Raw genomic sequence first — 21602 nt, forward strand, 5'->3', positions numbered from 1 at the left:
CAGACGGTATGGGCGCTGGTCACAGCACCCCTCCAGGAGCGCTCCGCTCACGGACAAACCGCCCGCTCGGGCAGGGTGACCGTCACCGCCAGCCCCTCACCCGGCGAAGTCCGCACACTCACCTCCCCGCCGTGCGCCAGCACGACCCCCTGCACGATCGCCAGCCCCAGCCCGCTCCCCGCCCCGCCCCCCGCCCGGAAGAACCGGTCGAACATCCGCGCCGCGTCCTCCCGCGCCAGCCCGGGCCCCAGGTCCGCGACACACAGCCGTACGACACCGTCCGCGCGCTCCACCCCGAGCCGCACCGGCACATCGGCGGCCGTATGCGTGCGGACGTTGCCCACCAGGTTGCCCAGCACCTGTCTGAGCCCCGACTCGTCGGCCCGCACCAGGATCGCCCCGTCGGCGTCCACACTGATCGGCCGGTCGGGCTCCTGGACCCGCAGATCCTCCGCCGCGTCCCGCGCGAGGCGGCTCAAGTCGACGTTCCTCAGCCGCAGTTCGGGCCGCTGGTCGAGGCGGGCCAGCGTCAGCAGCTCGTCCACCAGGCGCCCCATCCGGTCCGCCTCACCGTTCATCCGGTCCCACGCGCGCCGCCGTTCCCCCGGGTCGGTCAGCATGCCCTTGTCGTACAGCTGGAGGTAGCCGCGGATCGCGGACAGCGGGGTGCGCAGTTCGTGCGAGGCGTCGGCGACGAAGCGGCGCAGCTGGGCCGCGCTGCGCTCGCGGGTGCGGTACGCCGACTCGACCTGGTGGAGCATGGTGTTGAGGGCGACCCGCAGCTGTTCGACCTCCAGGGTGGCATCGCGGCTGGACGGAACCCGCCGGGTGAGATCGCCCTCGGCGATGGCCGTCGACGTCTCGACCATGTCCTCCAGGGGCGCCATCCGGCGGCTCACGCTGAACATCGTGAGCACGGCGAGCAGCGCGAGCAGCAGCGTCCCGACGGCGAGATCGAGCTTCAGTGCCTTGCCGAGGACGTGGTGCAGGGCGTCCGTCGAGGAGGCCAGGAGCACGGTCGTACCGTCGGCGAGGCGGGCGGCCGTGACGCGGTACGGGGCGTCCCGTACCCGGATGTCGTGGGGTTCGTCGTCGCCGGCGAGGGCGGCCGGGTCGGAGACGGCGGCGGCGAGGGCGAGCTGGTCGGCGGTGGCCTCGAACCCGGCGACGGGCATGGCCCGCCCCTTCTCGCCGAGGACCACGAAGATGCCGTCGGACACCAGGGAGTCGGCGTTCGAGGCGGCGGCGTTGGAGGCGGCGGGGCCCGAGGAGTCGGAGCCCTGCGAGCCGGGGCCCTGGGAGTTGGGGTCGGAGGCGTGCCGGTACCGGTCGGTGAGGGCGGCGAACGCGGTCAGCGAGTCGATCTGGTCCAGCGTGACCCGGGAGCCGCCGATCGAGTCCCGGGTGCCCATCAGCTGGGTGTCGACGCTGTCCAGCAGATAGAGCCGCATGCCCATCACACTCACGCCGGTCGCCACGATGATGCCGAGGGCGAGCAGCGCCACGTTGGCGAGCGTCAGCTTGACGCGCAGGGAGTGGATCCCGCGCTCGCACCGGAAGGTACGACACCAGCTGGCTCGGAACCCCTGCCCCCACCCCACTCCGAGCCCGAAGAGACGCATACGACTCACGCGACCCAGGCCACTCACGCGAGTCCGTATCCGACACCGCGCCGGGTGGTGATCAACGGCGGCCCGAGCGCGTCGAGTTTGCGCCGCAGATAGCTGATGTACGTCTCGACGACGGTCGATTCGGGAGGCGTGTGCTCGTACTGCCAGACGTGCCGCAGGAGTTGCTCCTTGGGCACGATCCGGCCGCCGTTGCGCACCAGGAACCGCAGCAACGCGTACTCCGTGGGCGTCAGCTCGACCGTGCCGCCCGCACGGTGCACGCTGTACGTCGACTCGTCCAGCTCCAGGTCGCCGTAGCGCAGCAGAGGCCGCTGCGGCAGCACGTCGACGGACCGGGTCCGGCGCAGGACGGCGGTGATCCGGGCGACCACCTCGTCGATGTTGAACGGCTTGGTGATGTAGTCGTCGCCGAACCCCAGGGCGCCGACGATCTCACCCGGCGCATCCCGCGCGGTCAGGAAGACGAGCGCCAACTCGGGCCTGCGCTCGCGCAGTTCACGCCCGAGGGCCCGGCCGTCGCCGTCCGGGAGCATGATGTCGAGCAGCGCGACGTCGGGGCGGGTGCGCCCGGCGAGCGTGAGCGCCTCGCGGACGGTGCCCGCGACCATCACCTCGAAGCGGTGGTAGCGCAGAGCGATGGCGAGCACGTCCGCGATGCTCGGCTCGTCCTCCACCACCAGCACGGTGCCGACACCCGTACCCGTGCCCGCACTTGTGCCTGTGCCCACACCCGTGTCCGTCCCTGCGCCCGGAACCGTCATGTCCCCAGTATCGGCGGGGCCACCGGCGGCCGGACCCGGTTCGAGCTTTGGAGTTCCTTGAGAGTCATGGCGGGCCGGTGTCCACGCACGCGCGTGGCCGCCAATCCTGTTGCCCAGGACCTGGGGGACCGACCGAACCAACCAACCTGACGAACAAGGGGTGTTGAGCGTGGCGGCATTGGCGCGGTGGTGCTATCGGCACCGGCTGGTGGTCCTGTTGCTATGGGTGGGGGCCGTGTTCGGACTGGGCTTCGCGGGCTCCGCCGCAGGCACGGACTACGCGGATACCTTCTCCCTCCCGAACACGGACTCCACGCGGGCGTACGACCTGATGGAGAAGGCCTTCCCGCAGTCGGCGGGCGACACGGACACGGTCGTGTGGAAGGTCGACGACGGAACGGTACGGGACGATTCGGTACGGTCCCGGATCGAGCCGAAGCTGGCGGAGATAGCGAAGATGCCGGGGGTCGGCGAGGTCACCAGCCCGTACGCCTCCGGGGGCGCGGCCCAGATCAGCGAGAACGGGCGCATCGCCTACGCCCAGATCACCTTCACCGAGCAGGCGAACGGGGTGCCCAAGGCGACGGTCGAGGACGTCGTCGACACCGCCCAGGCCGCCGAACGCGACGGACTCCAGGTCGAGTTGGGCGGCCAGGCGATCACCAGGACACAGGAGCCGCCCACCGGCATCGCTGAGATGGTGGGCATCCTGGCCGCGGCCGTCGTCCTGTTCCTCGCCTTCGGCTCCCTCTTCGCGATGCTGCTGCCGCTCGTCGTCGCCATCGCCGCCCTCGGCACCGGCCTGATGGCCACCGCACTCCTCAGCCATGTCACCGCCGTCCCCGAAGTCGCCCCGCTGCTGGGCTCGTTGATCGGCCTGGGCGTCGGCATCGACTACGCGCTGTTCATCGTCACCCGGCACCGCCGGGGCATCCTGCGCGGTCTGAAGCCGGAGGAGGCGGCGGTGACGGCGCTCAACACCTCGGGCCGGGCAGTCCTGTTCGCGGGCGGCACGGTGTGCATCGCGCTCGCCGGCATGCTGGTGATGAACATGCGCTTCCTGGACGGCGTGGTCATCGCGACCTCCCTCACGGTCGTCCTCAGTGTCCTCGCCGCGACGACCCTCCTCCCAGCACTCCTCGGCCTCCTCGGCATACGCGTCCTGAGCCGTCGCCAGCGCCGCAAGCTGGCCGCGACGGGACCGGAACCAGCCGAGGCGAGCGGGCTCGCGGCGCGCTGGTCCTCGTACGTCGAAAGGCGTCCGCGCTCGACGGCGGCGATGGCTCTGGTGGCGATGCTGATCCTGGCGTTCCCGGTCCTGTCCATCCGTCTCGGCGCGACCGACCAGGGCAATCACAAGGAGTCGACGACCACCCGCCAGGCGTACGACCTGCTCGCGGAGGGCTTCGGCCCCGGCTTCAACGGCCCGCTCCAGGTGGTGGTCGCCAAGGGTGACGCGAACGCGCTCGTCTCGACGATCCGTACGACCGAGGGCGTCGCGCAGGCAGGGGCGGCACCCCCGTCCCAGGGGATCACGGTCATCCAGGTCGTCCCGACGACATCACCCCAGTCGGAACAGACGGACCAGCTGATCGACCGCCTGCGCGACGAGGTCATCCCGGCCTCCGGGGCCGAAGCCCACGTCGGCGGGGTGACGGCGATCTTCAAGGACTTCGCGGCGGTGACGGGCGACCGCCTGCCCTACTTCGTGGCGGCGATCATCTCGCTGGGCTTCCTGCTGCTGATGGTGGCGTTCCGCTCGCTGGTGGTCCCCCTGACCGCCGCGCTGATGAACCTGATCGCGGCGGCGGCCTCCTTCGGCGTACTGGTCGCGATCTTCCAGTGGGGCTGGGGCACGGAACTGCTCGGCATCGGCAAGGAGGGCCCGATCACGGCGTTCCTCCCGGTCATCATGCTGTCCCTCCTCTTCGGCCTTTCCATGGACTACCAGGTGTTCCTGGTGAGCCGGATGCACGAGGAATGGGTCCACACGAAGGACAACGCGCGCGCGGTCCGCGTCGGCCTCGCGGAGACCAGCCGGGTCATCAACTGCGCGGCCCTGATCATGATCTGCGTCTTCTCGGCCTTCGTCCTGAGCGGCGACATGGAGGGCGCGATGGCGGGCATCGGCCTCGCGGCGGCGGTGGCGCTGGACGCGTTCATCCTCCGTACGGCCCTGGTGCCGGCCGCGATGCACCTGCTCGGCAACTCCAACTGGTGGCTGCCGGCCCGCCTGGAGAAGCGCCTGCCGCATCTGGCGGTGGAACCGAAGGAGGAGCCCGAGACGGCGGAACCCGCCCGGCCGGCGGCCAACGCCTCGGTGATCCACGGTTACGTCCGCGACGCGGAGGGAGCACCGGTCGAGGACGCATCGGTGGCCCTCCTCGCCAAGGGCGGACGCCAACTGGACCGGGTCACCTCCCTGGCGGACGGCTCGTACATCCTCGCCGTCCCGGCCCCGGGCGCCTACCTGCTGGCGGCGACAGCGGCCTCGTACGGCGCACGGGCACGACAGGTGACGGTGGGAGACGGCCCGCTGGTGTACGACGTGGAGCTGACGGAAGCGTCGGATGAGGCGGCGGACGCGGTGAACTGACGTCACCTGCCGCCTACTTGACCTGTTCGCCCTTCCCGGGTTCCTCGGGAAGGGCGTTGGTCATTCCGGGAAGGAAGTCGGTGAACAGGTCGTGGACCTCGCGGACCAGCGGGCGCAGCACCCGGAAACGGGCCAGGGACACTCCTCGCGAGGTCAGCCGGGCGCCGCGCCCGGCGAGCCGGTAGGTGCGCTCACGGCCCTCCGAACGGTCGTAGATCCAGTACATGACCAGGCCCATCATGGACAGCCACATCAACTCGGGCAGAACGTCCCGGAGTTCCTCGGGCACCTTCGCCTTCGACCCGGCGAGCACTTCCCGGTGTACGTCGATGGCCTGCGTGCGCGCGTGTTCCGACTCGGCGGAGAAGGGGCTGAGCGGGCTGTTCGGGTCGGCGGCGGTCTTGAAGAACTGCACGGCGAACTCGTGGTAGGGGGCGGCCACATCGAGCCACGCCCGGTGCACCCCGGCCAGCCGGGCCTCCAACTCCGTCTCCCGGTCCAGGACTTCGCGCGCGGCCACTTGGTACTCGCGGGCGAGCTGGTCGTAGAAGCCCTGGATCAGGTGCTCCTTGCCGGCGAAGTAGTAGTACGCGTTGCCGACGGAGACCCCGGCCTCCTGCGCGATGGCCCGCATGGTCGTCTTCTCGTACCCACGCTCCTTGAACAACCGCATGGCCGTCTCCAGGATCAGCGCACGGGTCTGCTCACTCTTGGCGGGAGTACGCGAGGAGGACGCGGAGGATCGTGACGACTCGGCTGACGCGGCTGACTCGGGCGGCTCGGGGCTGTCTTTCGCTGCTGACACGGAAGGAGCCTAACCAGTGGAACAGGCGCCGCTGTCACAGCCGGGCTGGGTCCCGGGCGGCGTGTGGAACCACCCGAAGCGCGGATCGTACGACCACCCGTCCGGCCGCCGGTACACGGGACGCCCACCCCTCTCGGTACCCCACTGACTCCCGCGCCACTTGGCGGCGGCGAGCACGGCACCCTTGGCGAGCCGGGCCCCGGCCGGGGTGGCGAACCGATGGGCGAGCGGCCGGTACTCACGCAATGCCCACAGCACGACGACCCAGGCACCGGTGCCGCGATAGACCTGCCCGGAGTCCCCGACGACGGTGATGTCGTCGAGGGTGGCGGCGTGATCGAGGCCGGGGAAGAGCCCCCGCGCCTGCTCCGACCCCGCCGGCACCAGCTCGAGCGGCACCAGTTGAGGCTGCCGTACGAGCCAGCCGCGCACGAAGGTGCACAGCGAGCATTCGGCGTCGTACAGGACGGTGAGCCGGCGGACCGGGACGCCCCCCGTGGCATCCCGGTCCGCTCGGGCGGTGGTGTCCCCCGACCCCACCGCGTTCATGTGGCTCATCGTGCTCACGCCCCGGCAGCGGGGGCGACCCAGCCCTGCGGTGCGACGGGCGGCACCTGCTCCCGCTCCATGACACCCCGCCGCCGGATCCTGCTGAGGACGAACACGTTGGCGAGGTGCATGACACCGAGCACCAGCAGCACGACCCCGAGCTTGGTGGAGAGCGCCTCGAACACCTCCCGGGTGCTGCCGATGTCCCCGTCCCCGCTCAGATAGAGGGCGACGAACCCGAGGTTGACGAGATAGAAGCCGACGACGAGCAGATGGTTGACGGCATCGGCGAGCTTCTCGTTCCCACGCAGCACATCGGCGAGAAAGACCCGCCCGTTGCTACTGAGGGTGCGGGCCACCCAGACGGTCAACGCGACGCTGACCAGCAGGTAGATGACGTATGCGACGACTGTGAGGTCCATGTTCTTCGTCCTTGTCCCCGTGTCCCTTGAGCGATCTGAACGACTTGAACGCGTTCAAAAGCGCTTACGGGGATGACTGTAGACCTGTTTTTGAACGCGTTCAAGTAGTAACCGGGCTGGGCTGCGCCTGCTTGAGCGGACCCTCCTGGAACAGGCCCCGGCCGACCTGGATGTCCTACGGCAGATGAGCGTGAAGCTGGACGCCCGTAACCGCCCCGAACCGGACGTCAACGTCGTACCGGAAACCGCGAACACAGGCCCGCACCAGACCTGGTACGAGCGGGAGGACATGCTCCTGGCCGTCGAGGTCGTCGCCGCCGACACACTGGAACGCGACCGCGAGGTCAAGCCCCGCAAGTACGCGGCAGCCGGAGTGCCGCACTTCTGGCGGGTCGAGGAGGACGGCGAGCAGGGCCTGATTGCGTACGTCTACGAGCGCGACCCGGCCACGAAGAGGTACGTGATCACCGGCATCTTCCGGGACAGCCTCAAGGTCACCGCGCCCTTCGGGATCGACATCGACCTGACGGCGATCAACCGTCGCCCGGGTTCATGACCGAGCCAGCTCCGGCCGCTTCCTGTAGTCCGTGAACCCGATGACGTTCCCCCACGGATCGGCGATCTCGACGGTCCAGCCCGTGGCGACGGAGAGCGGGGCGTCGAGCGGGGTGATACCGGCCGCCGACATGGCGCGGAACGCGGCCTTGGCGTCCGGCACCTCCAGCCAGATCCGGGGCGAGGCCCACGGGGGCGACCGGTGCCCGAGCGCCTCCTCGACACGCAGCAGCAGGCCGGGGGTCTCCGCGCCGACCTTCAGTACGGCGATCCCGGCCTCGTCGAGCCGAGCGTTGACACCGAACCCGGCCCGCTCGTAGAAGTCGACCGCCTCCCCGAGATCCCCGACAGGCAGCAGCACGTTGTCGAACCCGAGCAGTTCGTACGACTCGTCATCTGACATGGCGTCAGGGTAAGGGGATGGTCGACGGAATCCGGGGAGGCGTGTGAGGCGAACGGGGGGCGGTGAACAGGGCTGCCGATCAGGGAGTCCGCGTCGGCTGCCCGGCTTCCAGGATCTCCGCGACATCAAGGCTGACCTTGGCACCGATCGACTCGGGGAGGGTGACGATCTCGCCGGGGGCGTGGATGCGGTGGGTGGTGTAGTCGTTCTCGGCGGGGTCAGTGAGGACGTGGAGGCGCTGGTGTTTGCGGTCGACGATCACGTAGACGGGGATCCTGGCTTCGGCGTATGCGGAGACCTTGGTCTGCAGGTCGGTCTTCCAGTTGCTGGAGGTGACTTCCAGGACGAGGCGGAAGACCGCGGGGTCGTAACTGTTGTTCGCGATGAGGTATTCGTCGATGTCCGATTCGACGACGCACAGGTCAGGGATCGCGTAGTCCTCGGGGCCGCTCGGCAGCCAGACTCCCACGCCTTGGTGGATTTCGGTCTCGAGGTCGTCGAGGCCGGCGGCCGTGAGTGGACCCGTCACCTTCTTCAGGGCCCTTGAATGTGCGACGTCCGGGGATGGCGTCACGAGGATCTGGCCTCCGATGATCTCGACGCGGCGACCCGGAAGACGCTCCATGATGCGATCTGCTTCCGCGATCAGCGGCTGCTCGCCGTGCCCCCGCTCGACAGGTGCTGCGGACATCACGTGCCTCCTGTGGGCTGGTGTCGAGGCCATCATCGTAGGCCGGGAGGAACAGGCGTGTCCCCTTCACACCACCTCACCCGATCGTGTACCCGGCACGCCCGGGGACCCCGTTCCCAGCGGAAACGGGGCCCCGACGACGTACTCGAACCACCTCGACCGATCCGGTCAGCCGACGGCGATGCGGTTCTTCCAGTAGTCCCTCGCGGGGAGGACCTCCCGCCCGGAGCCCGCTACCACCGTTGCCTTGCCGCCGGCGTAGAAGCGGACCGAGCCGTCCGCGCGGATGGCCCAGAGGTCGGGGATGCCGTCGCCGTTGACGTCCGGGGTGCCGAGCACGTGGAGCATGCTGGCGTTGTCCCAGCCTGCGGGGGCGTATTCGGTGTCGGTGCCGCCGGAAGAGCCGCCACCGCTGGCCAGCGAGGTCATGTCGACTCCGCCGCCGCTCGCGGCGATGCCTGTGCGGAGTCGCAACTTGGCGCTGGCGTCCTCCCGGAAGACGATGTCCGTCACACCGTCGCCGGTGACGTCCTGGATGGTGACGAGGTCACGGCCGGTCCAGCCGGAGGGCCAGAGCTGGGTGGCCTGGTCGATGGTCGCCCCGTGGTAGCCGGTGAAGACCCACAGCGCGTCGCCGACGGTGGCGAAGAAGTCGGTCCGGCCGTCTCCGGTGGCATCGCCCGCGGACATGATCTGGGTGAGCGTCGAGGGGGCGGGTGCACCGTCGGGCAGCAGGATCTCGACGCGCTTGTCGTAGTTGACGGCGCCGTATCCGTCCCCGGGATAGACCCACAGCCGCTGGCCCAGGCGGACGACGAGGTCCTGGAGGCCGTCGCCCCCGTAGATGTCACCGTTGTGCGTGATCAGCGCGCCCTTGAAGTGCTCCTTCGGCGGAGAGGCGTAGAGCGGTTTGCCGTCGTCGCCGTTGGGGTCCCGCTCCGGGTTTGCCCGGTAGGCGCCCGGCATCGAGTACTCGTTGAGGTCGCCGGTCTCCTTGGTCAGGTCCTTGACGTCGGTCCGGGAGGAGTAGAGGCCCAGGTTGCCGGCCGCGGTGACGACCATCATGTCGGCGAGTTTGTCGCCGGTGAAGTCGCCGGGTGAGTCGGCCTGGTCGCGTGGGGTGACGTAGAAGAAGTACTTGGTCGGCTGCGAGACGTTGCCTGCCTGGTCGATGACGCGGACGTACAGCACGTTCGGGCCGGCGGACGGGGGTTTGGCGTCTCGGATGCCCACGCTGACGAGTACGTCGGTGTTGACCGTCCGGTCCATACCGAAGGCGTAGTTGGGGGAGTTGAAGCCCCACTCGTAGCGCACCACGTCCTTGTCGAGGGCGCGCGCGACGAAGATCCCGGGTGTGCCGAACTTCTTCTTGCTCCAGTTCGCGTCCTCGCCGTCGTGGCCGAGGCCGTTGTCCTTGCGGTCGGCGTTCGGGAAGTCGTCGGAGCTGACCCGCGGAGGCTTGGGCGCCGACAGGTCGAGCACGAACCGGCACGGTGTCTTGAGGGGTGAGAAGACGGAGGAGCTTCCGGCGTCGTCGAAGGCCCGTACCCGCCAGGAGTAGAGGCCACCGTTGATCAGCTTGCTGGTGGCGAACGCGTTGGTGGTGACCAGCGCCGAGCCCCTGTCTCGGCCGACGGGGACTGTGCCCGTAGTACCCAGCAGGTCCCCGGTGTCCTTCCACTTCCCGTGCTGCCAGAGGTCGAAGTCCAGGAAGTCGAGGTTGCTGTCCGGGTCGGACGCGTGGGCGCTGAAGGTGATGCCCCCGGCGCCAATCCGGACGTAGGGCGCGGTGGTGGTGCACTTGGCGTCGGGGCCGAGGTCGAGGGAGTCGGGTGCGGTGGGCCTGCGGTTGTACTCCACGTCCAGGTAGGGCGGGAAGTCGCCGGTGGCCTGGAACTTCTTCCACGCGTACTGGGAGTCCTCGTCGCTCGCCCGCATGCCGAAGGTGATCGAGGCGGCGCCCTCGTCGGCCCGCTTCTGCGCGGCGGCGCGCAGATCGAACGACTCGTAGGCGTCACGGCAGCCGGAGTTGTAGCCGTGGGCGAAGCCCTTGACCGCGTACTTGTTGCCGTCGTGCAGCCTCGGCGCGTTCTTCCAGTTGGTGTGCGCGTCGACCGGTCCGGTGAGGTGCACGCTCATCGAGCGGGCGCTGCAGGACCAGGAGTACGTCTCCAGCATGTACAGCTTCGCGCTCTTGATCTTCGTGCCCTTGAGGGCCTTGTCGAACTCGATGTTGAAGTACGAGCGTGAGGTGCCCCAGGTGTCCGACTCGAAGCCGACGCGCGCCTCGTGCGTACCACCCTTGTTGAAGCCCTTGCCGTTGTAGAAGGTCGCGTTGGGGTGGCGGCTGTAGGCCGTGGTCCAGGTCTGGACCTTCTTTTTCACCGAGGGGTCGACGAAGACCGGGTAGATGGTGGCCGGGTCGGCGAGGAAGCCCTGGTCGGGAGTGAGCAGCCAATTGGACCCGGCCAGACCGGACTTGACGATCTCGCCGCGCGTGTCGGGGGATGGCCCGTCGAGGGAGGGCAGACTGAGGGTGGCGGCCGAACCGGTCTGTGAGGGTGCGGGCGTCGGCTCGGGGGGTGCGGACGGCGGCGGGGACGCGGACACGGTCGGCGCGGGGCCGTCGGAGGCGGACGGCAGGTCCTCCGGCTCCGTGTCGACCTGCTCGTCCGTCTCGATCGGCTCGTCGTCGGCCGGGCTGGTGCTGTCGCTGGGCGTGGGGTCGGGTACGGGTATGTCGGTGGGTACCGGTGACTCGGGCTCGGTGGGCTGCGCGCTGGCTCCCACTCCGCCGTCCGTCACCGCAGGGACGCCGCTGCTGTCCCACATCAGTGGGGTGGGCGACGTGGCTACTTCATCGCCGTACGCCGTCTCGGCGGACAGGATGCCGGTCACCGGGTTGAGCCGGAAGTTCAGTTCGGGTGCGGAGATGCCGTACGTGAGCTGCTGGACGTGGGGATCGGCGGCGGCCTGCCGGTTCTTGAGAACCACGAGCTGGGCGAAGCCGTCGTCGTCGGCGGTGAGGACGAGGTCGGCGCCGGGGAAGATCTCCGGGTACAGCGCGCGGGAGCCGTCGATGATCGGGGCGGGTACCGGGCCGGGCCAGGTGAGTTGGATGTCGTAGCCGTCAACAGTGAGGGTGACGAGGGGAGTTGGCGTCGTATCTGCGGCCAGGGCCGCGCCGGCGACGGTGCCCTTGAGGAGGGAGACACGGCGGACGGCGGTGGCGCGGGAGGCGCGCTCGACGGACGCGGTGGACGCCGTGGACGCGGAGGATCCGCTGGAGCGGGACGACTCGCTCGAACCGGCCGAGAACACGATCCGCGTGTTGGTGGCGGCGGGTTCCCAGCCCGCGCTGGTCCGGCGCAGGTCGTAGTCGATGTCCTTCCACTCGCCGCCCACCTTGGCCCGGATCGGCATCGCGTACAGCTTCTTCTCCATGCCACCGCCGGGCCGCGCCCAGGTGGTGGAACGGGCGGTCCGCTCCGCGGTGACCTCGACGGGCTTCCCCGTCTTCGCGGCACGCGCGACGGCGACCGCCTCGGTGACCGGCTGAGCGCGTCGACTCTCGGCGGCGCCGTCGCCGGAACTCGGCCCCGAGTCAGCGTCGTCCAGGCCAAGGCTGACGAAGACGATGCCCGTCGCGGCGAGAGCCGCGGTAAGTACGGCGGCGGTGGTCCGGCTTCCGGGCATGCGAGACCGGTTGCGCGTGGTGCGCGTCATCGGGCGAGTTCCCCTTCCCCCCTTGGAACCGGGCGCGCGACAAGGCGTGACCGGGCTCGCCGATGATGGCTCAAGAGTCGGCTGTCGTCACGCTTCGCGCATGCGGGCGGCGATTGAGCGGACGGGGCACCGTGTGCGTATGAGGGAGTGGCTCGCCCACCGAGCACTGTCCCGTGAAGTGACTCCCAGGACACCAAATTGCCGTAAAACGGCTCCAATTCCCCTGATCTGCGTGGCATTTATAAGGGGAAGTTAAGAATCATGTGGTAAATCGCAAAGAGGTGGCAGCTTCCGTTACCTCGGATAGGTCGGGCTCCGCCTGTCACCAACCGCTACAAGATGTTACGTACCGTGTCGATCATCACATCCGCACAGGTGATCTAGCGAAACGCCACAGATCCATCACAGAATCTCCGGCATCTGCTAAGCCTCACGTGTGGTCCGATCCTGGTCCCGCACCAAGCGGTCCGGGGGGACCTCACCGTGTTCGGTCGCTTTTCGCATGCCCGCAGTCGTCGTATGTCGCGTCTGCGTACGGCTGTTGTGCCCACTGTCGGCGCGGCCCTGCTGGTAGGTCTCCTGCCCGTGCAGGCGTTCGCGGTACCGCCCGACCCCGCCGCGGCCGAACAGGGCCGCGAGGACACCCTCAAGCTCGAGACGCTCGATCCGGAAGTGCCCATCCCGGGCCAGATCGAAGAGAAGAACGTGGAGAGCCTCAAGGCTGTGGTGCCCCCCAACCGGGTGCAGCCCCCGCCGAACACGACCACGACGCCGGTGGGCACCGGAAGCGTCAACTTCGGCTCCACCGCGAGCGCGACAACGGCCGCCGTCCGCACCGGCGCCACCGCCCAGCAGGTGGCGGACCCGAAACCGGCCGGCACCCTTCCCGTCAGCCTCGGTCAGGCTCCCGACCGGGCTGCCCCCACGGGCACCTGGGACGTCAGGGTCTACGGCCGTACCGATGCGGTCGCGCAGGGCGTGGACGGCGCGGTCGTGGGTCTCCAGGCCCCGGCGACCGGAGCTGTCCCGATCTCGGTCAAGGTCGACTACGCGAAGTTCAAGAGCGTCTACGGAGCCGACTGGGCGTCCCGTCTCACGTTCGTGCAGTTCCCCGAGTGCTACCTCGACACCCCCCTGGTCGAGGCGTGCCAGCAGTACGTGGAACTGGAGACCACGAACGACACGACGACCCAGTCGGTGACGGCGGTCGTCGACCCGGCGGCCGACGGGACGGTCACCCCGGCCTCGGCGACATCGGAATCCACTTCTGACGGCCCGTCAATAGCCCGGGTTTCCTACCGCAGTTCGCCCGCCACCGCTGGGACCGCTGTAGCGGCCTCCGGCGACCGCGCCGCCGTGGGCATGCTCGACTCCGGCCAGGGCAACGGCGGTTCGTTCAAAGCGACCCCTCTAACGTCCGGCGGCAAATGGGCGGCCGGCGGTTCCTCGGGCGCCTTCACCTGGTCCTACCCGCTGACCGTCCCGGCGGCGCCCGCGGGCCCGGCCCCGAACATCTCCCTCGGGTACAACTCGCAGACGGTGGACGGCCGTACGGCGGTCTCCTCGCCCCAGGTGTCCTGGATCGGCGAGGGCTGGGACTACGACCCCGGACACATCGAGCGCCGGTACCGAAGCTGCCAGGACGACCGCAAGACGCTCAAGTCCGGCACCCCCAACAACAAGGCCGCGAAGGACAAGACGTCCGACCTGTGCTGGGTGTCGTACAACGCGGTGATGTCGCTCGCGGGCAAGACCACCGAACTCGTACGGGACGCGCCCGCCGGCAGCAAGCCGGAGACCGACACCGAGATCTACCGTCCCGAGCAGGACGACGGCACCCGGGTCGAGCACCGCGTCACGTCCGGCACGAACAGGGACGACAACGGCGAGTACTGGATCGTCACCACCGCCGACGGCACCAAGTACTACTACGGCCTCAACAAGGTGGGCGGCGGTCACGCCGACACCGACTCCGTCTCCACCGTCCCCGTCTTCGGCAACCACCCGGGCGAACCCTGCAACGACACCTCCTTCGCCAACTCCCGCTGCGGCACGGGCAAGCAGCAGGCATGGCGCTGGGGCTTGGACAAGGTCGTCGACGTACACGGCAACGCCCTCGTCATCAGCTGGAAGCAGGAGAAGAACCACTACGCCGTGAAGAAGAAGTTCACGGCGCCGGAGCAGTACGACCGCTTCGCCTACCCGACGACCATCGAGTACGGCATGCGAGCGGACCTGACGAAGCCGTCGGCGACGGTCGAGTTCGGCACCGAACAGCGTTGCCTGGAGTCGGTGACGGCGTGTGCGGACACCAACTTCGCCAAGACCGACGACCCGGGCGCGTACCAGCTCTGGTGGGACACGCCCGGCAACCTCAACTGCAAGTCCACGTCGAAGTTGTGCCCCGCCTTCCCGTCCTTCTGGACGCAGATGCGCCTGGACACGATCACGACGAAGGGGGCCCGGGCCGGCCGGACAGGCCTGGGCAACGTCGACAGGTACACCCTCAACCAGTCCTTCCCGAAGGACTGGTACGACACGGCCCCCAGCCTCTGGCTGAACTCGATCACTCGCGTCGGCTTCGCCCCCGGGGACAGCACCGGCACCGTCCAGAGTACGGACGGCGTCAGCTTCACCGAGTACAAAGTGGGTTCGAAATCCCCGCTGAGGGTGCGCCTGAGCGATAAACAGCTCCCGAACCTGGTCCGCACCGGTCCAAGTGACCAGCGCCCCGGCTTCACCCGCCCCCGCATCGGCACGGTGTCCACCGAGAGCGGCGGCGACGTCGAGGTCGAGTACACGGGCGGCTGCGCCAGCGCACCGGCCACGGACAACGGCCGTAACAACGGCACCTGTTACCCGGTCCGCTGGTCCCCGGACGGCGACGACGAGACCCCCGCGAAGGAGTGGTTCAACAAGTACGTCGTCGCCTCCGTCACGGAGCGGGACAAGGTCACCTCGCACGGCCAGGACATCCACACCGAGTACACGTACACGGGCCCGGCCTGGTCCAAGAGCGACGACGAGTTCACCCGCCCGTCCCTGCGCACGTTCAGCGACTGGCGCGGCTACCGCGAGGTGGCGGTGACGAAGGGCGGCCCCAACACCAGCAAGATCGGAATCCTGCCGGCCCAGTCGTACTCCAAGACCCGCTACTTCTTGGGCGTCGGAGGCCAGGTCAAGGACTCGGAGGACGAGTACACGCTCCTCGCGAACGACGATCCGCAGTACGCGGGCATGACGGCGGAGACGATCACCTACCTCGACTCCGGCGAAAAGGTCCAGAAGCGCACCCTGAACTTCCCCTGGTCGCAGCAGACCGCGTCCCGCCCGAGGGAGGCCGAGGACGGCTCGGACCTGGACCCGCTCCTGGCCCACCGCAGCGGAGTCAGACGTACGGACGAGATCCAGACCGTCGACAAGAGCTGGCAGGCCGTCCGCACACTGACATCGGTCGACGACACGTACGGCCTGCCGATCCAGGTGGAGACGGCGGTGGTCAAGCCGAACGGCACCGCCGAGACCCTCTCCGACCAGACGTGCACGGTGACGACGTACGTCCACAACCCCGTCATATGGCTGATCGGTCTGCCCAAGTCGCAGCGCAGCACGGGTACTTCGTGCGCGGGGTACGCGGCGGCCGACCCGGCGACCAAGCTCATCAAGTCGGTGACCAACAGCTACGACGGAAGCACAGCCGGTATCGAGATCCCGTCGAGGGGCCTGGTCACGACAGTCACCGGCATTGACGGCACCGGAACCTCGGACGTGGTAGCCGCGAGGACGACGTACGACCCGCTGGGCCGCATCCGTACGGTCACGAAGCCGGCGGCGGGCACGACGACGACGGAGTACACGCCCGGTGACGAGGGCGGCCCCGTCACCTCCGTGAAGACGACCAACGCCAAGAGCCACGCCGTCACCACGACCTTCGACCCGGGCCGGAGCCTGGCGCTGACGGTCACCGACGCCAACAACCGCGTCACGCGCAACGAGTACGACGCCCTCGGCCGCCTGGTGAAGGGCTGGTCCCCGTCCCGTTCGGCGGGCGGCAAGGCGGACGTGGTGATCGACTATGAGCAGGCGATCGCCACGGGCAAGGTGACCCGCCCCGCCGCCGTCACCACCAGCACACTCAGGGACGACGGCACCTACAGCAAGCAAGTCACCCTCTACGACGGCCTGTTGCGTCAGGTGCAGACCCAGTCGGAGGCGCACGGCCCCGGCCGCATCGTCACCGACACGACATACGACGACCACGGCCTGGTGGACGAGCAGAAGGGCGCCTATCTGGCACAGGGCGAGCCGGCCACCGAGCTCTTCCTGCCCAGGTCCGAGACCCTGATCCCGAGCAAGGTCAAGTTCCGCTACGACGGACTGGAACGCCCCTACAACGAGTTGACGTTCCACGCGGGCCAGTACAAGTACACGACGTCCACGAGCTACGGCGACACGAGCACCTATGTGGACCCGGCCGGCGCGACCACCCCCCGGACGCGCACCGAAACCGATGCCCTCGGCCGCGTCACGTCGATCCGCCACTACAAGGACGCGGCCGGCCCGGAGGCGGGCCGCACGACGACGTACACCTACGACGCCCGCGGCTACCGCACCGAGGTCAAGGACCCGGCGGGCAACCTCTGGACGTACGTGTACGACGCGCGTGGCCGGGTGAAGTCGACCACCGACCCGGACGTCGGCAGGACGGACACCTGGTTCGACGACGCGGACCGCCCGAACAAGGTGACGGACGCGGAGAACCGGACGACGTTCACGGAGTACGACGTCCTCGGCCGTGTCACCTACGTCCGAGAGGGCTCGGCGACCGCCGCGCCGGTGAAGTCGTTCACGTACGACAGCCTGCCCGGCGCGCTGGGCCAGCCGGTCGCGTCGGTCCGGAACACGCCGCAGGGCGACTACACCAACCGCGTCACGGGCTATGACACGGAGTACCGCCCCACGGGCACCGAGACGGTGATCCCGGCGGCGGGCCCGGCGACCGCGGGCCTCTCCGGCACCTACGCCTACGGATACACGTACACCCCGACCGGAAAGCCCCTGTCGGTCACGCTGCCGGCGGTCGGCGGCCTGCCGAAGGAAAAGGTCGTCACCCGGTACAACAGCGATGGTCTCCCGGAATCGACCTCAGGCCAGACCTGGTACACGGCGGACGTCACCTACTCCCCGTACGGCGAGCCCCTGCGCACGGTGTCCGGTTCGCAGCCCTACCGCGTCTGGACGACGAACTTCATCGACCCCTCCACGGGCCGACTCCAGCGCACGGTCGCGGACCGCGAGACGGCGGACCCGCACCGCATCACGGACAGCTACTACTCGTACGACCAGTCCGGGATGATCACGTCCAACTCCCGCCAGCTGACGGACGGTTCGGCCGCCCCGCCCTGGGACACGCAGTGCTTCACGTACGACGTGATGGGCGAGCTGGTCAACGCCTGGACGTCGAACATCGCACCGGTCGACGGCAAGAGCTGCAAGGCGGCGAACGGTACGACGTGGGGTTACCGCGCGGACTACGCGCCCTCGTCGGGCCCGGTGGCGGACGCCCCGGACACGTTGTCGGACACGGCGACTCCTGACACCTCACTGCAGTCGACCCTGACGGCGACGGCTCCCGACTCCCTGACGGTCTCCACGGGCGCGACGGCGTACCGCCAGTCGTTCACGTTCGACTGGCTGGGCAACCGCGCCGTGATGACCGAGTACAACACGGCGGACGCGACGAAGAACGTCACGTTCAAGTACGGCTACGGCAACTCGGCGGGCAAGCAGCCGCACACCCTGGCCTGGACCACCTCCAACCCGACGGGCCAGGGCAGCAGTTACCAGTACGACGCGGTGGGCAACACGAAGGTCCGCGACCTCTCGGCGACGACGCAGAACCTGATCTGGACGCGGGAGAACAAGCCCGCCACGATCACGGACGACGGCACGACAACGACATACGTCTACGACGCGACCGGCAACCGCCTCCTGGAGAACTCCCCGTCGGGCTCGACCCTGTACCTGGGCGAGACAGAGGTGACGACGAACGCGACGGGCGCAATCACCCGCACGTCCCGCGCATACGCCCACCCCGGCGCCCCGACGGTCGTCCGCACGACGAGCAACGGCGCGACAACGGGCCACAAGCGCAACGTGATGCTGGCCGACCACCTGGGCACGGCGAACACAACGGTCGACGCGACGACAGCCGGCCAGCCGGTGACGCGCCGAGCATTCAAGCCGTACGGCGAGCTGCGCGGCCCGAAGCCGACGAGCTGGCCGGACAAGCGGAGCTATTTGGGCGTCGGGATCGATGACTCGGCGACTGGGCTTACGCATGTTGGGGCTCGGGAGTACGACCAGGGGGCGGGGCGGTTCCTGTCGGCGGATCCGATTATTGATATCGCGAACCCGCTCCAGATGAACGGGTATGCGTACTCGAACAACAGCCCTATCACATTCAGCGACCCGTCAGGCCTGTGCCTCCGTGACGTCTGCGGTGATGGTTATCCGGTCGCTGGCGATGGGGATCGGGCCGGATATACGGGGCAGCGTCAGGGTGAGACGGCTTGTTCGTACTGCAATACCGGGAATGTTGGGAAATATAACCCGGACGAGATTTTTCCTGGGTTCAATATCTCAAAGCAGTGGAAGGGGCGGGATGAATTTGTCGAACGCTTCTACACGTATGTAAATGGAATCCGATTTACCAATGGCAGCCTGCCGGGATATCTGACAGACGGGACTAATCCAGAAGCGGCCGAGGAGCAGCTTGGGTGGTGGGCGCAGAATGTCTGCTGGGCCATGAAATCGTGCTCCGCAAGCATGATGCGAAACTTCCGTGATATGGCCATGGGGTTTGGCATGTCAGTCACGGCCGCAGCTGATGGCGGTAACAAGCCTGGTCTGGGGATGACCGGCGGCACGGCGAGTGCGGGTAAGGCCAAGGGGGCGCTCGGTGGCTGCGCCAGGTGCTTCCTGGCTGGAACAGACGTCCTTATGGCCGACGGGACGACTAAGGACATCGAAGACATCGAGGTCGGCGACGAGGTCCAGGCCACCGACCCTGAAACCGGAGAGTCCGGTCCCAGAAAAGTCACCCGGCTGATCGTCATCGCTGAGGCCGACAAATACTTCAATGAACTATCCATCGCCACGGCCAGCGGCATCAACAAGCTCACGGCCACCCACGATCATCCCTTCTGGGTGCCCGAACTCGGCCAGTGGGTGGCAACGCGAGACCTCGCGGCCGGCATGCACCTGCGCAGACCGGACGGCTCAACCGTCACGGTCACCGCAAACCGCCCCTTCTCCAAGTACGCCCGCACTTACAACCTCACGGTTGACGACCTGCACACGTACTATGTACTGGCTGGTACCACGCCGGTCCTGGTTCACAATTCGACACCATGCACTCCCGCCATCGGCCCTCAGCGTCCCACTGGAGTGGGTGATGGCTGGGTGGCACGGACAGCTGATACCGGAAAGGGAAGTGTGTGGCAGAAACCTGGGTCTACCGGAAATGCTGACATGGTTCGCGTGATGAATCCGACCGGAAGGTACCCGGATGGCTATGTGCGTTTCACAAACAAGCATGGCCAGCCGATCGGGCTCGACGGAAAGCCCGGCTCGAAAGCTGATACGCATATCCCGATGAATCCTGACGGCACTTATCCACTTCCGGTGGGATGGTAAGAATGAACCTGAACCTTCGGGGTCAAGCAGTTACCCGTGTCTGCTTCGATGCGGCTCTCACAGTCCTGACCAGTGGGGATTGCGAACTGCGCATCGAGACCGAGGCGGTTCTTCAAGTCTCGGCCGGGGATCATGTGTCTTTCGATCCGGAATCCCCGGACGTTGCTGCTCCTCATCTCGTCCGACTGGCCCGTGACGTGATTACTGAGGCTGAAGTGGGAAGAGCCGGGGATCTCATGATCGAATTCGAGAGTGGCACGAAACTGACTGTCCTTCCGGACGAGGAGTATGAGGCTTGGGGGCTTGTCGGGCCTAAGGGAAAGCGAGTGACCTGCATGCCCGGAGGAGAGATTGCGGTGTGGAGTGGTGAGTGATATCCAGCCGTAGCCGGAAAACCTGATCTGCGCATCACACCTGCATGCAGGAGCAAATTAGTGGCCCCGTCGGGAGCGTTCCGACGGGGCCACAGCGGTGTCTGACGGCAGTAGTTGACGGCAACGTCAGCGGACGGAAACTGCGCAGAGTGGTGGGTCGTCGTCGCCGTCGGGCTGGCCAGCGCTCTCGGCGGGGTTGCGGAGGGCATGGCCGAGGATGCCGATGGCGTTGCGCTGGAGGCGGAGTCGGACGTGGGCGTAGACGGTGGCGGTGACGCCGATGTGGGCGTGGCCGAGGAGTTCCTTGATCACGATGAGTTCGACGCCCTGTTCCAGGAGCAGGGTTGCGGTGGAGTGGCGGAGGTCGTGGAAGCGGATGCGGCGGAGGCCTGCGTTGTGGAGGAGGGTGGTGAAGGTGCGGGTGAGGTTGGTTGGGTCTATCGCACAGCCCTGCGGCGTGGTGAAGACGTACCCGTTGTGCTGCCACTCGGTGCCTGCAGTGTCATGCTCACGCCGCTGCTGTTCCTGGTGGAGCTTCAGCGACTGGAGGCAGCGGGCGGGGATACACCGTCATCCGCGACGGCACCGGCGTCACCGCCCCCGAACGCTCCAGCACATGCGCGATCCGCCGCGGCCCCCACCTCGGATGCTTACGCCGCAATTCGCACACGGCCGCCTCCACCTCGACAGACGCCTGATGCGGACATGAAGCCGGCCTACGGGAACGGTCTGCCAACCCGGCCAGGCCCGAGGCCTCATACCGGGACTTCCACCCGCTCACCGTCTGGCGCGACACACCCAGCCGAGCAGCGACCTCCGTCACCGTCGCACCCGCCAGCACCGCCAGAACAGCCCGGTATCTCTGCTCGACAACCGACAACTCCACCAGAGCCAATCCCAGCCTCCCGCCACACGCCGCAACGACGCGCACAGCAAAGCCGATCACGGCCACCGTCAACCATCAGCTGGGATCGAAGTGTCAAGCATCTACCGGGACCGGACACACGCAGCACGGGGCGAGCTGTTCAGAGTTTCTTTACTTGATCAAGGGCGTCCCGCTGACGCGGGCCGCCGCGCGCTGGCGGTCGGTGACCGCCGCCTGCTCCTGTCTGCCGCCCCGCTGGCGACGGCCGCCGACCACTCGGCGCGCAAAGCCCGGGAACGTAGGCCGGACCACCAATCGGAAGCCCCGGTGCGACCGCTCAGCAGCAGACTGGCCGGGCACCTGAGAGGCTGCCCGGCGGGCTCGCGCCGTCCCGGACGCCCATGCCTGCTGCCTGGCTGGGGGCCGTGACGATGGAGATAACTGGGCTGATGCCGGTGCGGGGTTGAGCGAGACATACGTGGCGGGTGGTCGGTCGGCGCGCCCGTCGTCGTGGCTGACTTTCTGT

The 21602-nt window shown here is 68.2% G+C and carries 12 protein-coding genes and 2 pseudogenes; 4 read left to right on the forward strand and 10 right to left on the reverse strand.

All coding sequences use genetic code 11. From position 1 onward, the window contains the following. Positions 1-47: 47 nt before the first annotated feature. Positions 48-1622 (reverse strand): ATP-binding protein, encoded by a 1575-nt coding sequence (locus OG241_RS35705; protein WP_405826603.1) that lies wholly within the window; start codon positions 1620-1622, stop codon positions 48-50. Between the two features lie 23 nt (positions 1623-1645). Then, positions 1646-2314 carry a response regulator transcription factor gene (locus tag OG241_RS35710; RefSeq protein WP_405826605.1) on the reverse strand — a complete coding sequence of 223 codons (669 nt, stop codon included), beginning with the start codon at positions 2312-2314 and terminating at the stop codon, positions 1646-1648. 256 nt (positions 2315-2570) lie between these two features. On the opposite strand from OG241_RS35710, the gene OG241_RS35715 reads away from it, so the two are divergent. Further along, positions 2571-4988 (forward strand): MMPL family transporter, encoded by a 2418-nt coding sequence (locus OG241_RS35715; protein WP_405826607.1) that lies wholly within the window; start codon positions 2571-2573, stop codon positions 4986-4988. Between the two features lie 13 nt (positions 4989-5001). Here the strand turns inward: OG241_RS35715 and OG241_RS35720 are convergent, their stop codons facing one another. The 3 genes from OG241_RS35720 to OG241_RS35730 are packed head-to-tail and all read right to left on the reverse strand — an operon-like array spanning position 5002 to position 6764. Beyond that, positions 5002-5793 (reverse strand): TetR family transcriptional regulator, encoded by a 792-nt coding sequence (locus tag OG241_RS35720; protein ID WP_405821321.1) that lies wholly within the window; start codon positions 5791-5793, stop codon positions 5002-5004. 9 nt (positions 5794-5802) lie between these two features. Then, on the reverse strand, positions 5803-6342 hold the full coding sequence (locus OG241_RS35725) for a thiol-disulfide oxidoreductase DCC family protein (RefSeq protein ID WP_405821323.1): 540 nt from the start codon (positions 6340-6342) through the stop codon (positions 5803-5805). 14 nt (positions 6343-6356) lie between these two features. Further along, positions 6357-6764: a hypothetical protein gene (locus OG241_RS35730; RefSeq protein ID WP_405821325.1), complete on the reverse strand. Its 408-nt coding sequence runs from the start codon at positions 6762-6764 to the stop codon at positions 6357-6359. A 145-nt stretch (positions 6765-6909) separates the two neighbouring features. Between OG241_RS35730 and OG241_RS35735 the strand changes: the two genes are divergently transcribed. Continuing rightward, positions 6910-7320 (forward strand): Uma2 family endonuclease, encoded by a 411-nt coding sequence (locus OG241_RS35735; protein WP_405826608.1) that lies wholly within the window; start codon positions 6910-6912, stop codon positions 7318-7320. Here the strand turns inward: OG241_RS35735 and OG241_RS35740 are convergent. The 3 genes from OG241_RS35740 to OG241_RS35750 form a co-directional block, all read right to left on the reverse strand. Continuing rightward, the gene (locus tag OG241_RS35740; protein WP_405821327.1) at positions 7315-7722 is read right to left on the reverse strand and encodes a VOC family protein; all 408 of its coding nucleotides are present in this window, start codon (positions 7720-7722) and stop codon (positions 7315-7317) included. The genes OG241_RS35735 and OG241_RS35740 overlap by 6 nt on opposite strands. Positions 7723-7801: 79 nt before the next feature. Continuing rightward, complete coding sequence (locus OG241_RS35745) at positions 7802-8413, reverse strand: Uma2 family endonuclease (RefSeq protein ID WP_405821328.1); 612 nt, start codon at positions 8411-8413, stop codon at positions 7802-7804. 168 nt (positions 8414-8581) lie between these two features. After that, positions 8582-12139 (reverse strand): DNRLRE domain-containing protein, encoded by a 3558-nt coding sequence (locus OG241_RS35750; protein ID WP_405821330.1) that lies wholly within the window; start codon positions 12137-12139, stop codon positions 8582-8584. Between the two features lie 519 nt (positions 12140-12658). Here OG241_RS35750 and OG241_RS35755 point away from each other — a divergent pair. Next, positions 12659-19837, forward strand: a complete 7179-nt coding sequence (locus OG241_RS35755; protein WP_405821331.1) for a polymorphic toxin-type HINT domain-containing protein — start codon at positions 12659-12661, stop codon at positions 19835-19837. Positions 19838-19839: 2 nt separating this feature from the next. Further along, a complete protein-coding gene (locus tag OG241_RS35760; protein ID WP_405821333.1) occupies positions 19840-20211 on the forward strand; it encodes a DUF6188 family protein in 372 nt (123 codons plus the stop codon). Between the two features lie 126 nt (positions 20212-20337). Here the strand turns inward: OG241_RS35760 and OG241_RS35765 are convergent. Both OG241_RS35765 and OG241_RS35770 read right to left on the reverse strand, forming a co-directional pair. Further along, positions 20338-20775: pseudogene (locus OG241_RS35765) on the reverse strand (tyrosine-type recombinase/integrase); the annotation flags it as partial. Continuing rightward, positions 20774-21091, reverse strand: a pseudogene (locus OG241_RS35770) (helix-turn-helix domain-containing protein); the annotation flags it as partial. The pseudogenes OG241_RS35770 and OG241_RS35765, both read right to left, overlap by 2 nt. Positions 21092-21602 lie beyond the last annotated feature (511 nt).

Origin of the sequence: Streptomyces sp. NBC_01390, from assembly GCF_045040105.1 — a bacterium.
In the GTDB taxonomy this organism is placed as follows: Bacteria; Actinomycetota; Actinomycetes; order Streptomycetales; family Streptomycetaceae; genus Streptomyces.